The organism is Microcoleus sp. N9_B4 (genome assembly GCF_036701635.1).
GTDB lineage: Bacteria > Cyanobacteriota > Cyanobacteriia > Cyanobacteriales > Microcoleaceae > Microcoleus.
The window spans coordinates 1-13,365 of record NZ_JAUBRC010000015.1 but is presented as its reverse complement, the minus strand read 5'-3'; the positions used below and the strand labels follow the sequence as shown (position 1 = coordinate 13,365).

Below are 13,365 nucleotides of genomic sequence, written 5' to 3'. Positions count from 1 at the left end.
TGGCAGTTGTCATTCTTAACCAGTAACCAATAACAACTAACAACTAACAACTAACAACTAAACAGGTAAAGAATAACCGAAAGCTGTCTTAACCTTAGTTAGAGTTTGATTAGCAATAGCTTCTGCTTGTTCTCTGCCGCGACGTAGTACAGACTCTAAATATCCCGGATCGTCCATTATTTCCTTGTATTTATCCTGAATTGGTTTGAGGGCATTAATTGTCGTCTCTGTCAGCAAGGGTTTAAAATCTCCCCAACCCATGTTTTCACACTCCGCTGCTACTTCTTCCTTAGATTTGCCGGAAAGCAGGAGATAAAGTGTCAGCAAATTTCTAGCTTCGGGGCGATCGGGGTCGTCAAAAGTCAAACCCCGCACGGCATCGGTTTTGCAGCGCTTGATTTTTTTGGCGATCGCATCTGGCGAATCCAATAAATTAATTCGACTTTGTTCGGAAGGGTCAGATTTCGACATTTTGCGCGTGCCATCTGTCAAACTCATCACCCTCGCACCGTCAGTCCGAATTAACGGTTCGGGAAGTTTCAATACTGGCTTTTCGGGTGTGCCAAATTGGTGATTTAATCTGATGACAATATCGCGGGTGAGTTCCAAATGCTGTTTTTGGTCTTCTCCCACCGGCACTTTGTCGGCATCGTAAAGCAAAATGTCTGCTGCCATTAACACGGGATAATTTAGCAAACCTGCATTGACATTTTCACCTTGTTTAACTGCTTTTTCTTTAAACTGAATCATATCTTCGAGCCAGTTAATCGGCGTAATACAGTTGAGCAGCCATGCTAGTTCTGTGTGCGCCGAGACGTGGGATTGCACGAAAATAGTAGAATATTCTAAATCGATGCCACAAGCTAAATACAGTGCGGCGATCGTGTAAGTGTCGGAGGCTAGAGTTGCTGGATTGTGCGGTGCGGTAATTGCGTGCAAATCGACTACGCAGAAGTAATTTTCGTACTGACTTTGATTTTCTACCCAGTTGCGAATGGCACCGAGATAATTGCCGAGGTGAAGATTGCCGGTTGGCTGAACTCCAGAAAGAACGCGCTGTTTGCCCATGAGGAAAGAATAGAATTGAACTCACATTTCTATATTGACACGTTATTTCAATTTCAGAGCCTCTAATTTTCTGGCGGTTGACTGTTGACTGTTGACTGTTGACTGTTGACTGTTGACTGTTGACTGTTGGCTGTTGACTGTTGGCTGTTGACTGTTGACTGTTGACAACTAACAACTAACAACTAACAACTAACAACTAACAACTAACAACTGACTAATTACCAATCTGTCAGCAACCTTGCTTTCCGCAAAACAAATGTCAGAACAGTTTCTTCGCCAGTAATAATATCGGCTCTGCCTTCCATGCCCGATTGAATCGAATACTGGCGGGGGACATTAGCCTGGGAGTTGCCGAAGAATTGACCGTTGGCGGATTTGAGCTTTGTTAAATAAGTTTGTTCGGGCTTAATTGCCACTTCGTAATAAGCTGTACCTAAATTATTAGTGGGATTTTGAGGGGCGATCGCATCTGGGGCGATTTCGCTGACAGTTCCTTTTAATGTGCCGTAATCGGGGAAAGGCAAAGCCGAAATCCTGATCTGTACGGGTTGGCCGATTTGGATGCGGGCGATGTCTTGGGATGTCACCTTGGCTTTGACTACCAGGGGTACGTCGCTGGGGACGATTTGGGCGATCGCACTGCCGGCTTGTACGGTTTGACCAGTATTTCGTACTTCCAATCTGAGAATTGTACCATCCGTGGGCGTGCGGATCACGCTATTTTCGAGTTTTAAGTCAATTTGATTTAGTTCTTTTTTAGCTTGAATTAATTGTTGTTGAAGAGACGAGCGCTTAACGAGCAAAACCCGCCGACTTCTGCCCAGTCTCTCGGCGACATCCGGCAGCGATGTGGCGAATTTTATTAAAGCAGATTCGATTAATTCCTGTTGGGCGGAACTTTCACTTTCGATGCTTTTAAATTGGGCGCTGGCCAAAATTTGATTTTCTAAGTCGCGCAGTTGCTGGTTGATTTGCTGTGCTGCTGGTTGAGACTGATTAATTATTTCTTGTAACTGTTTTTTTTGAGCGCCCAAACGCGAAGCGTCTATAACTGCGATCGCATCTCCTTCTTTTACTGTCTGATTCTCGCTGACAGCAATGCTTTCGACGGTTCCTTCGGTGGCGGCTTGCACGACGCGCACTTCTCCGGCTGGACGGACGATCGCATCTGCTTTGACTGTAGCGCTGTATTTGGTGACGCTAGCGAGGGCGATCGCCCCGCCAAAGGTCGCCACCATCAAAATGCCCCCCAAAGTCGTCCAGCGGCTGACAGGGGGCAAAAACTGGTCGTTATCAAAGGTTTCAGCGGGTGTGGCTTCGGGAGTGAGAGACATGGCGGCAAGGGGGAGAGGGGAATAGTTTTGAGTTGGGGAGGAGGGAGAGATCGCTGATTTGTTTTGTCACTTTTACGATCAGCTTTCCGGAAACCAAGTATAGGTTTAGAAGTCTAAATCAAAATTCACAGGGTAAAGGTAAAAATCCGCACAGCTTTGCCGTTCCCACCCACAAACTTCGCCAAATATCAAGAGGAGTGAAGCCAGGGGGCGACTGTCATGAAAATACGGCGTTTCCGCCATGAGTTTTGGCACTGTTACCGGGTTTTTCCTGTATGCGTAGGTAGTAAGTAAGTACATAGGTATTAATAGGAGTTATTTATGTCAGAAAATCAACAAGGTTCACTCTTCATCGAAGTAACCGATAGAGAATCTGCTACTGTCAATGGTGGCAACATTACCAACGGTGTTAGCGGTGCTAAAAGCAACAGCGAGACGGATAACAGCAGCAGCTATCGCCTGAATATGCTGTTTTTCCTGCCGCCGCCTAGCCAGCTTTATCAGTACAATCCGAACGATTATCGCCCTTACAAAACCCTAGTGGTTTAGATAGCTGAGTCAAGTTGTGCGATCAAGTAAATTTTGAAAATTTATCCGTAGTATTCCGGATGTCGCACACCACTACAAGAAGTATTACTCAGTATTTACACCAGGCTCTAGAAATTCGATAAGATTTCTAGCTTCCCTTCAATTTTATTAACTTAAACGGAGTCCAATCATGAAAGAAACAAAGGACAATTCACTGTTTGCTGAACTCACCCCTGAAGAATCAGCTAGCGTCAACGGCGGTCACTATTATTCTAATCGATACAACTGTTACCGTCCGACCCGTCACGTCGTGTACCGACGGAATTGCGACGGCTCCTTCCGAGTCGTGTACCGCTACTGGTAAGGTTTAGTGCTGTCAATTCAGCTCGATCTATTGATGTGAATTCATAAAGCACCCATAAACTTATGGGTGCTTTGTTCTGATTGGGTACTGGGTGAGGGGTAATGTTCATTAGGCTCTACTCATTATTCATTTTGCCAAATGTTAAAGAACATTCCTTTTATCCGAGAAATGCCTTTCTTCGGACAAGTAAACAGGTTGATGAAATATCAGGTTGTTCTCCAGCAGAGCGAAGAAGATTGCGGTGCAGCTTGTCTGGCTTCGATCGCCAAATTTTACGGTCAGAATTTGACAATTAGCCGCTTGCGAGAATTGGTCGGTACGGGCCAACAAGGGACGACTTTGCTGGGCTTGAAACAAGGTGCTGAGGCGATCGGCTTGAATGCTCGATCGGTGCGAGCAGCCGCTGCAATTTTAGACAAGCTCGATGATGCCCCTCTACCGATGATTATTCACTGGAACGGCTTTCACTGGGTTGTTTTGTACGGCAAACAGGGCAACAAATATGCGATTGGCGATCCGGCTGTCGGTATGCGCTATGTTTCTAAAGCAGAATTAGCAGCAGCTTGGACAGATTGGCTGTGCTTGCTACTAGAACCCGATGCGGAGCGGTTTTTTGCAGCAGCAGAGGGTCAACCGCCCGCCAATTCCTTACAAAAATGGATGCGCCGGATTGGGATTTATCGCCCGATTTTAATGGAAGCATTTTTGCTGAATGCAGTGTTGGGTTTGTTGTCAATTTCTTCGCCTTTTCTAGTTCAACTGCTCACCGACGACATTCTGGTGCGGGGCGACAGACAACTCCTGGCAAGCGTGGCGATCGCAGTTATAGTTATGAACCTTTTTAGCAGCAGTTTAGGATTGGTACAATCGAACTTAATAGCTCAGTTTTCCCAGCGTTTAGAATTGGGACTGGTGATGGAATTCGCGCGCAAATTCCTGCGATTGCCTTTGAGTTTTTACGAAACTCGACGCAGTGGCGAAATTGTCAGTAGATTACAAGATATCCAAGAAATCAATAAATTAGTGTCTCAAGTCGCTATCAGCTTGCCTAGTCAATTTTTTATAGCTGTAGTTTCTTTTATTTTTATGTTATTTTACAGCAAGGAACTGACGCTGGCAGCTACAGTGATTGCTGTGTTAATGACTGCCTCTACAGTGGTGTTTCTGCCCGCATTGCAGCAAAAAACGCGCAGTTTATTTGTGCTGGAAGCAGAAACACAAGGCGTTTTAGTAGAAACTTTTAAAGGCGCGCTGACTGTCAAAACTACTAGCAGCGGTCAGCAACTTTGGGAAGAATTTCAAACCCGCTTCGGTCGCTTAGCAAAGCTCACTTTCCGCACTACACAAATTGGCATTCTCAACAATATATTTTCGGGTTTTGTTGCCTCTGCTGGCAGCATTACTCTGCTGTGGCTTGGTAGCGGTTTGGTGATTGACAAGGTATTGAGTATCGGTCAGTTGCTAGCGTTTATTAGCATGAATCAAAACGTTACTACTTGGGTGAATTCGCTAGTAGGATTTACTGATGAGATGACTCGCGTGCAGACAGCTACTCAACGGCTGTCGGAAGTCATCGACGCTGAACCGGAAACTAAAAACGATACGAATAAACCTTTTGTAACTATTCAAGACCGCGACGGTATTGTTTGCAAGGGCGTGAGTTTTCACTACCCCGGCAGACTTGACTTGCTGGAAAATTTTTCCGTCACGTTTCCCGGCGGTCAAGCAATTGCTTTAATCGGCTATTCTGGCTGCGGAAAAAGTACGCTGGCAAAAGTAATTGCTGGTCTGTATCCGCTGCAATCTGGTAATATTAGAATTGGCGGTTACAACTTGCAGGATTTGTCTCTCGACAGTCTCAGACAGCAGGTAGTATTGGTTCCTCAAGAAGCACATTTTTGGAGCCGTTCGATTCTCGAAAATTTTCGTTTGGGCAGTCCAGATATCAGCTTTGAACAGATTGTTAAAGTCTGCAAAATTGCGGGGGCGGATGAATTTATCAGCCAATTGCCGGATAAATATCAAACTGTTTTAGGGGAGTTTGGAGCCAATATTTCTGGCGGACAAAGACAAAGATTGGCGATCGCCCGCGCCATTCTCAACAACCCGCCTGTATTGATTTTAGACGAATCTACCGCAGGGCTTGACCCCGCAAGCGAAGCGGAAGTTTTAGAACAATTGTTGATGTATCGGCACGGAAAAACCACGATTTTTATCAGTCACAGGCCGCGAGTAATCGATCGCGCCGATTGGATTATCATGTTAGAACGTGGCCGGTTGAAAATGCAAGGCTCGGCTGCAAAATTGCGATCGATTCCAGGAGACCATTTAGAGTTTTTGCATCCTTGAGCTAGTTAATAAAACAACAGATTGAAATCTGTCGCTACACAAACAACACTGGGATCATCTCAATGAAAGCACCCCACCCCAACCCTCCCCGAACTGGCAGGCAGAAAGTGAGAAATTCACAAATGCTGCGAGGATTGCTATATCGTTGGCGGTTGCATGGGAATAATAAAATCGAGTCAACCGTTAACACTCAACCATTCAGTTTTTCGACCCGCCCGTCAACTCTCAACAGTCAACAGTCAACAGTCAACAGTCAACATTTATGATGAGTGCAACCGGAATTGAGAGCACTCATGACTAATAACTTCTCTAAGATTCTTGAGCCAAAGTACATCGATCGCACAATCCGAAAAACTCCAAAGTGTGATAATAAATCTTGAAAGAATGAGATTGTTGTAGTTGGCTTTCTAAGTGGTGGACGGGGCATTCGTCGATCGTAATGGAGGTGCCGCATTCCAGACAAGTTAAGTGATGTTGGTCTTGGTGGGCGGCACCGTAGAGAGACTCGCCACTAGCGAGAGTTCTGACGTGAACGAACCCCTCTCGCTTTAAACCGTCGAGGGAGCGGTAAACTGTTGCTAGGCCCATGCTTTGGTCGCTGTTACGCAGTTCTAAGTAGATATCTTGCGCTGAGAGCGATCGATTCAAGTGCTTGAGCAAGTGTAAAATACGCTCCTGACTGCGGGTGTGGTTGGTTCTCATAATTTTTTTCTCGAATCTGCTGGAATCACATCTGTCCCTGTTTCTAGGCTATCTTACTTGGGCGAACCAAATGGCGATCGGCGCGCAGCTCGGTTGTAGAATACAATGGGGCTAACTTTCACATCACCTACCGCAACATTCCCGTGACTCAGAAATATCTTGCCCAAATCTATGTTACCCTCCGCCCTTCGGTTTTAGATCCCGCCGGCACAGCCGTACAGTCTGGTTTGCAACACATGGGATACGACAATGTTGAGCGTGTGCGAATCGGGAAGTACGTTGAATTGACGCTGACTGCTGCTGGTGAGTCGGAGGCCCGCCAACAACTCGATCGCGTTTGCGACCAACTTTTGGCCAATCCAGTGATTGAAAATTATCGCTTTGATTTGACTGAAATTCCTGTTGCTGTGGAGACAGCGGCGGCATAAAGGCGATCGCCCCTAGCTCTTCGATCCCCCCTTAATAAGGGGGGGACAAGAGGTTCTCAAAGTTTCTGTTAAAAATACAAGAACTAGAACGACTCAAAGTCAACCCCTACTCCCCTTCTTAAGGGGGATTTAGGGGGATCGAGACTTCGATACAAGAGAGAAAAACATAAGATTTTAGTCTTATGTTGACACCTCTTCCTTCTTCCTTCTATCCTTTACATCCGTTACATCCGTTACATAATCCGTTGCCGAACTTCCCTCTTCCCTCTTCCTTCAGCTTATGAAATTTGGAGTTATTGTTTTTCCGGGTTCAAATTGCGATCGCGATGTGGTGTGGGTGACTCAAGGGTTACTCCACCAACCGACGCGGATGATTTGGCACGAAGATACCGATATTTCGGATATTGACATCATTGTAATTCCCGGCGGTTTCAGTTACGGAGATTATTTGCGGTGCGGCGCGATCGCCCGTTTTTCTCCGGCGATGCGGGCTACTGCGGAACACGCGAAACAAGGAAAGCTTGTATTAGGCATCTGCAACGGTTTTCAGGTGTTGACTGAAGCTGGTTTGCTGCCCGGTGCTCTGGTGCGGAATGCGGGATTGAATTTTATTTGCGATCGCGCTTCTTTGAAAGTCGAACGCGGTAATACTCGTTGGACTGCGGCTTATACTACGGGTGAAATCATCGATTTGCCGATCGCCCACGGCGAAGGAAACTATTATGCCGATGCCGATACTTTAGCAGAACTAGAAGAGCACAAGCAAGTCCTGTTTCGCTACTGTACTCCTGCGGGCAAAATTAACGATGCTGGCAATCCCAACGGTTCGTTAAATAATATTGCCGGTATTTGCAACCGCCAAGGCAATGTATTAGGAATGATGCCGCATCCTGAACGGGCATCCGATCCGATGTTGGGCGAAACTGATGGGGTTAAATTGTTTCAAGGGTTGTTGATGGCAAGTGTTGCTGCTGTTTTGTAGTTGATATTTACGACATTGTTCTAGATACCGTAGGGTGCGTCACTCTTGTAGGGACACTCGAAAATCTCGCAGCGACGCACCCTACAAAATTAAAAATGCTAAAATGATTTGAAAGTCAATACATCGGAGAACAGTCCTATGCCTTCACCTTTTCCTGGAATGGACCCCTACTTAGAACACCCCGATTTCTGGCAGGAAACTCATCATTGGTTAATTTCTGCGATCGCGGCATCCTTAGTCCCTCAAATTCGCCCTAAATATGAGGTTGCAATCGACAAACGCATCTATGAAATTACCGATCCAAATGACAGTAACAGCGACTCCCTTTTAGTAGGTATCCCCGATGTCGCGATTAAGCGTCAATCTAATAACCCGAATATTCCTACAGGTTCAGTTGCCACTGTAAGTATAACACTTCCGACTACCGTTAAAGTGCCTGCTCCTGAAAAAATTAAACAGACTTACCTGGAAGTGCGAGAAATGGCAACGAAACAAGTTGTCACTGCAATTGAGATTCTTTCTCCTGTGAACAAACGTAGTGGAGAAGGAAGAATTACTTATCTCAAAAAACGCCAGAGTATTTTAGGTAGCTTAACCAATTTAGTGGAAATCGATTTACTACGAAAATGGGAATCTATGCCTATTCTTAATAATTCTATTCAAAGCGATTATCGGATTTTAGTCAGTCCCAGTAATCGCCGTCCGTTTGCCGAACTTTATGCTTTTAATCTCCGCGATTCTCTACCTATATTTCCGCTTCCCTTGCGCGAGGAAGATGTAGAACCTATTGTTAATTTACCAGAAATATTTGGAGGTATTTACGATCGCGCTGGCTATGATTATCGGATCGACTATAATCAAGAACCCGTACCGTCTCTACCGGAAGAAGAGCGGGTTTGGGCAACCCAACTTTTGCAAGAAAAAGAACTTCGAGATAATTAATTATATTTTACTTTATATTCTAGGGTGCGTCGCGATCGACAATCTCTAAATTAACTTGAAATTTTCGCAGCGACGGACTAAACGGCAGCCGGCAAGATATAATTACTACCAACTATTTAAAAGAGGAATATTTATTTTATGCCACTAATTGACTTAGCTAATTTTAAAACTAGGGTAATTGGATGCAGTGCGGTGATGGCTATTGGACAAGTTATTTCAAATGCGATCGCCAATCCGGCAACTCAAGCAGCAGCGGGTATGATCGGCGGCCCGATCGCACTTGGGGGAGTTTCTATCTTAGCAGCTATTGCTGGTAGTCTCGCTGAGACTATGGCCGCTGATGAACTGGCAAATCGGATGACGGAAGGGTTGAGCAAAAATCCGAGGATTCTCGATAATCACGATTTGATTAAGGCCGCGGGTGAGGCGATCGGCTATATTTTGAGAGAGGTTGCGAAGTCCGATCGCTTAATTGCGATCGCCGAAACCAAAAATTTGCCTTATCCAGAAACAGCACTCAGTCAATTAGCCGAGAAAACTCCTGAATACTGGCTGGATATTAACACGAATACAGCCGATTTGTCAAGGGGTTTACAGATTTCGGAAGAGCAGCTAACTCAGATTTTTTCTGCGGATGCCGAGGAGTTCGATCGAGTTACCGGATTGACAACGGCAGATTGGGCAACTTTCCTCAACGAATTCGCCCGGCGCGAGGGGAAATCCTTCGATGCGGAAATTGTGGAATTTGTGGCGGACAAGCTGTACGCAACTTTCCCGAAAGCCTACCGCGAAGTGCTGAAACTGGATGCGGCGAAGGGAGGAGAAAAGTTTGCGGCGATGCTGTTGAATCTGCACCAAATTGCTTTGACTGAATTGAGAGATTTGGGGCTGCAAAATGGGGAGATTCTGCAAAAATTGGAGGCGGTGGCAACTCGGCAGCAGATTTGTCAAGTGATGGTGAAATTGGAGGCGATCGAAATTGGCATCCGCGACGATTTGGCGCAGATTCGGGCATTGCTGGAAAGATATATCGATCCTGCTGCGCCGAGTTTGCCGATTCCTGTTAAGTCAGAGACGATTATTCAGGACAGAATTAAAGACTTTACCGGTCGGAAATTTGTGTTTGAAGCAATTAATGAGTTTCTGAGGACAAAGCAAAAAGGCTATTTTGTTTTGGAGGCGGAACCGGGTGTTGGGAAAAGCGCGATTATGGCTGCCTGTGTGGTGATGTTGAAGCGCCGCTGCGTTACTCATTTCAACTCGCAACCGGACGGGATTGTCAGCGCTGAAACTTTTTTGGAAAATGCTTGCACTCAGTTGATTGAAGGTTTTAATCTTAAAGATAAGTATCCGCGACTGCCGGAAAATGCCCTGAAAAATAACAACTTTCTAGGCGAGTTGCTGAAGGAAGTCAGCGCTAAGTCTAGCAAAGAGAAAAAAATAATTTTTGTTGTCGATGCGCTGGATGAAGTTGATTGGAAGGCTCAAACTAGCGGTAGCAATGTTTCGTATTTGCCTAATGATTTGCCAGATAACGTTTATTTTATTGTTTCCAAGCGGCCGGATTTTCTGACAATGCCGACAGCTAACAAGACGGTTTTTGATTTGATGAAATACAGTACAGACAGTCTCAAAGATGTCGAGGCTTATCTGGCAAAACGCACGGAGAGAAGCCAGTTAATTCAGGATTGGATTAAGGGTCGAAATTTGCAGCGGGAACAGTTTGTGACGGCGGTAGCCCAAAAAAGCGAAAAGAAATTTATCTACCTCCGCCACGTACTTGATGAGATTGAAGGCGGCACGTACAATGATGTGAATTTAAATGATTTGCCAGCGGGTTTGGAGGAATATTATCAAAAACACTGGGGACAGATGATGGGCATGGGCAGGGAAAACGATCCTCTGCTGGAATTGAAGGTTAGGATTATCTATTTCCTGTCGCAAGCAGAGGAACCTGTTTCTTGTCGCTGGTTGGCTAGATCTGCCGGCGAGAAAAATGTTATGACAGTACAGCAGGTGCTCGGAAAATGGAATTCGTTTTTGCGACATGAGAAAGTAGGAAGGGAAACTCGATACACTATCTATCACAACAGTTTTCGGCAGTTTCTGGAAGCAGATGAAACTGTGCAGTCGGCTGGACTAACACTGGAAGATATTAATGATGACATTTGTGATAACGCTATAGAAGGAGCGCCGCGATGAGCGAATTAGGTGTGTGGTTGGCACAGCAGTGTCAGGAAGATCGAGATTTGCTGTTGAAATATCAACCGAAGAGATTTGCGAAACGGGGGAAGGTTGACCGTTATTGTGCTTGGTTGACGGATTTCGGTTTTATTGAGATGAAACTGGATTTTTGGGGGGTACAAGCGCTAATTGATGATTACGATTTGGCGAGGGTTTCTGATGTTTTGTTGTCGGAGGGGCAAACGGAAACTTTGGGGTTGATTCAGGCGGCAATTCGGAAGTCGGCGCACGTTTTGGAAAGGGATAAAACGCAATTGGCCGGGCATTTGTTAGGCAGGTTGCTAGATTTTGAAATACCTGAGATTCGATTCATGCTAGAACAAACTAAGCAATCGAAAGAGGGTCTTTGGTTCCGGCCTTTAAAAGCTAATTTAGAACGGGGAAATGAAGGGGCGCTGCGGACATTAGCCGGTCATACTCGCAATGTAACACGAGTGGCGATCGCACCAGACGGCAAAACCGCGATTTCCGCTTCAGACGATTCAACCCTGAAAATCTGGGACACCGAGACAGGCCGGGAACTGAAAACTCTTACTGGTAATAATAGCTCGGTAACAGCAGTGGCGATCGCACCAGACGGAAAAACAGCGATTTCCGCTTCAGGGGATAAAACCCTGAAAATCTGGGACACCGAGACAGGCAGGAACCTGAAAACTCTTACTGGTAATAATAGCTCGGTAACAGCAGTGGCGATCGCACCAGACGGCAAAACCGCGATTTCCGCTTCAGGGGATAAAACCCTGAAAATCTGGGACACCGAGACAGGCCGGGAACTGAAAACTCTTACTGCTCATACTAAATCAGTAACAGCAGTGGCGATCGCACCAGACGGCAAAACAGCGATTTCGGCTTCAGCGGATAAAACCCTGAAAATCTGGGACACCGAGACAGGCCGGGAACTGAAAACTCTTACTGGTCATAATCACTGGGTAACAGCAGTGGCGATCGCACCAGACGGCAAAACAGCGATTTCGGCTTCAGCGGACAAAACCCTGAAAATCTGGGACACCGAGACAGGCCGGGAACTGAAAACTCTTACTGGTCAGAATGACTGGGTAACAGCAGTGGCGATCGCACCAGACGGCAAAACCGCGATTTCCGCTTCAAGGGATAATACCCTGAAAATCTGGGACACCGAGACAGGCCGGGAACTGAAAACTCTTACTGGTCATAATAGCTGGGTAACAGCAGTGGCGATCGCACCCGACGGCAAAACCGCGATTTCGGCTTCAGGGGATAAAACCCTGAAAATCTGGGACACCGAGACAGGCCCGAAACTGAAAACTTTTACTGATCTTATGAGCATGGTAACAGCAGTGGCGATCGCACCAGACGGCAAAACCGCGATTTCCGCTTCAGACGATTTAACCCTGAAAATCTGGGACACCGAGACAGGCCGGGAACTGAAAACTCTTACTGATCTTATGAGCACTGATGTTATGAGCATGGTAACAGCAGTGGCGATCGCACCAGACGGCAAAACCGCGATTTCCGCTTCAGGGGACAAAACCCTGAAAATCTGGGACACCGAGACAGGCCGGGAACTGAAAACTTTTACTGCTCATACTCGCGATGTAACACGAGTGGCGATCGCACCAGACGGCAAAACCGCGATTTCCGCTTCAGGGGATAAAACCCTGAAAATCTGGGACACCGAGACAGGCCGGGAACTGAAAACTCTTACTGGTCATAATCACTGGGTAACAGCAGTGGCGATCGCACCAGACGGCAAAACCGCGATTTCCGCTTCAGAGGATAAAACCCTGAAAATCTGGGACACCGAGACAGGCCGGGAACTGAAAACTCTTACTGGTCATAATGACTTGGTAACAGCAGTGACGATCGCACCAGACGGCAAAACCGCGATTTCCGCTTCAGGGGACAAAACCCTGAAAATCTGGGACACCGAGACAGGCTGGGAACTGAAAACTCTTACTGCTCATAATCACCGGGTAACGGCAGTGGCGATCGCACCGGACGGCAAAACAGCGATTTCCGCTTCAAGGGATAATACCCTGAAAGTCTGGGATTTGTTTAGCGGTGAAGAGGTTTGTACTTTCAGCGGAGAACATGGGTTTAATTGCTGTGCAATTTCGCCTGATGGGGTGAGTGTTGTAGCGGTCGATACGTCTGGTCGAGTGCATTTTCTGCGCTTGGAGGGAGTTAGCGGCGGGCGATAATCCAAGAAACCGGGTTTTTGCCCGCATCTGTGGGTTAAAACTGAGATCTTGCACCATTCTCAATAAGCCCTTGCATTGTGTACCCAAATGTGAAATAAAGGGCGTATAAACAATGTGATAAGTTAATGTTAACCATCCTTAATTATGCCCAAGCATTAGTCTATACCTTGATGGATTTAATGCCAAGCAAATATCAACAAAAAAGTCTGCGAGCCTTGCTAGGTCTATTTCTGGAAGCAACAGG

11 protein-coding genes are annotated in these 13,365 nt (G+C 46.2%); 8 read left to right on the top strand and 3 right to left on the bottom strand.

What is annotated here, in order from left to right:
* Positions 1–57 precede the first annotated feature (57 nt).
* Complete coding sequence (gene trpS, locus QUA43_RS12205) at positions 58–1,068, bottom strand: tryptophan--tRNA ligase (RefSeq protein ID WP_333374150.1); 1,011 nt, start codon at positions 1,066–1,068, stop codon at positions 58–60.
* A 218-nt stretch (positions 1,069–1,286) separates the two neighbouring features.
* Positions 1,287–2,402 (bottom strand): HlyD family efflux transporter periplasmic adaptor subunit, encoded by a 1,116-nt coding sequence (locus tag QUA43_RS12200; RefSeq protein WP_333374148.1) that lies wholly within the window; start codon positions 2,400–2,402, stop codon positions 1,287–1,289.
* A 321-nt stretch (positions 2,403–2,723) separates the two neighbouring features.
* Here QUA43_RS12200 and QUA43_RS12195 point away from each other — a divergent pair, with 321 nt between their 5' ends.
* The 3 genes from QUA43_RS12195 to QUA43_RS12185 all read left to right on the top strand — a co-directional run bounded on the left by QUA43_RS12195 (position 2,724) and on the right by QUA43_RS12185 (position 5,643).
* On the top strand, positions 2,724–2,951 hold the full coding sequence (locus QUA43_RS12195; protein WP_333374146.1) for a secretion protein HlyD: 228 nt from the start codon (positions 2,724–2,726) through the stop codon (positions 2,949–2,951).
* A 169-nt stretch (positions 2,952–3,120) separates the two neighbouring features.
* On the top strand, positions 3,121–3,294 hold the full coding sequence (locus tag QUA43_RS12190) for a hypothetical protein (RefSeq protein WP_333374144.1): 174 nt from the start codon (positions 3,121–3,123) through the stop codon (positions 3,292–3,294).
* A gap of 138 nt (positions 3,295–3,432) precedes the next feature.
* On the top strand, positions 3,433–5,643 hold the full coding sequence (locus QUA43_RS12185; protein ID WP_333374142.1) for a peptidase domain-containing ABC transporter: 2,211 nt from the start codon (positions 3,433–3,435) through the stop codon (positions 5,641–5,643).
* A 309-nt stretch (positions 5,644–5,952) separates the two neighbouring features.
* Here QUA43_RS12185 and QUA43_RS12180 read toward each other — a convergent pair whose 3' ends face one another.
* Positions 5,953–6,345, bottom strand: coding sequence for a Fur family transcriptional regulator (locus tag QUA43_RS12180; protein ID WP_333374140.1), 393 nt, complete (start codon positions 6,343–6,345; stop codon positions 5,953–5,955).
* Between the two features lie 143 nt (positions 6,346–6,488).
* Here QUA43_RS12180 and purS point away from each other — a divergent pair, with 143 nt between their 5' ends.
* The 5 genes from purS to QUA43_RS12155 all read left to right on the top strand — a co-directional run bounded on the left by purS (position 6,489) and on the right by QUA43_RS12155 (position 13,121).
* Complete coding sequence (gene purS / locus QUA43_RS12175) at positions 6,489–6,773, top strand: phosphoribosylformylglycinamidine synthase subunit PurS (protein ID WP_333374139.1); 285 nt, start codon at positions 6,489–6,491, stop codon at positions 6,771–6,773.
* A 280-nt stretch (positions 6,774–7,053) separates the two neighbouring features.
* Positions 7,054–7,755 (top strand): phosphoribosylformylglycinamidine synthase subunit PurQ, encoded by a 702-nt coding sequence (gene purQ / locus QUA43_RS12170; protein ID WP_333374137.1) that lies wholly within the window; start codon positions 7,054–7,056, stop codon positions 7,753–7,755.
* Positions 7,756–7,893: 138 nt separating this feature from the next.
* A complete protein-coding gene (locus tag QUA43_RS12165) occupies positions 7,894–8,697 on the top strand; it encodes a DUF4058 family protein (RefSeq protein WP_333374135.1) in 804 nt (267 codons plus the stop codon).
* 138 nt (positions 8,698–8,835) lie between these two features.
* Positions 8,836–10,899, top strand: a complete 2,064-nt coding sequence (locus tag QUA43_RS12160; RefSeq protein ID WP_333374133.1) for an ATP-binding protein — start codon at positions 8,836–8,838, stop codon at positions 10,897–10,899.
* Positions 10,896–13,121 (top strand): WD40 repeat domain-containing protein, encoded by a 2,226-nt coding sequence (locus QUA43_RS12155; RefSeq protein ID WP_333374131.1) that lies wholly within the window; start codon positions 10,896–10,898, stop codon positions 13,119–13,121. The genes QUA43_RS12160 and QUA43_RS12155 overlap by 4 nt, the downstream gene beginning before the upstream one ends.
* Positions 13,122–13,365: the final 244 nt, after the last annotated feature.

Excerpts from the sequence above, each read along its gene's own strand:
- QUA43_RS12180 (WP_333374140.1), bottom strand. The coding sequence starts at position 6,345 with ATGAGAACCAACCACACCCGCAGTCAGGAGCGTATTTTACACTTGCTC.
- trpS (WP_333374150.1), bottom strand. The coding sequence starts at position 1,068 with ATGGGCAAACAGCGCGTTCTTTCTGGAGTTCAGCCAACCGGCAATCTT.
- QUA43_RS12185 (WP_333374142.1), top strand. The coding sequence starts at position 3,433 with ATGTTAAAGAACATTCCTTTTATCCGAGAAATGCCTTTCTTCGGACAA.
- QUA43_RS12165 (WP_333374135.1), top strand. The coding sequence starts at position 7,894 with ATGCCTTCACCTTTTCCTGGAATGGACCCCTACTTAGAACACCCCGAT.
- QUA43_RS12190 (WP_333374144.1), top strand. The coding sequence starts at position 3,121 with ATGAAAGAAACAAAGGACAATTCACTGTTTGCTGAACTCACCCCTGAA.
- purQ (WP_333374137.1), top strand. The coding sequence starts at position 7,054 with ATGAAATTTGGAGTTATTGTTTTTCCGGGTTCAAATTGCGATCGCGAT.
- QUA43_RS12200 (WP_333374148.1), bottom strand. The coding sequence starts at position 2,402 with ATGTCTCTCACTCCCGAAGCCACACCCGCTGAAACCTTTGATAACGAC.
- QUA43_RS12160 (WP_333374133.1), top strand. The coding sequence starts at position 8,836 with ATGCCACTAATTGACTTAGCTAATTTTAAAACTAGGGTAATTGGATGC.
- QUA43_RS12155 (WP_333374131.1), top strand. The coding sequence starts at position 10,896 with ATGAGCGAATTAGGTGTGTGGTTGGCACAGCAGTGTCAGGAAGATCGA.
- QUA43_RS12195 (WP_333374146.1), top strand. The coding sequence starts at position 2,724 with ATGTCAGAAAATCAACAAGGTTCACTCTTCATCGAAGTAACCGATAGA.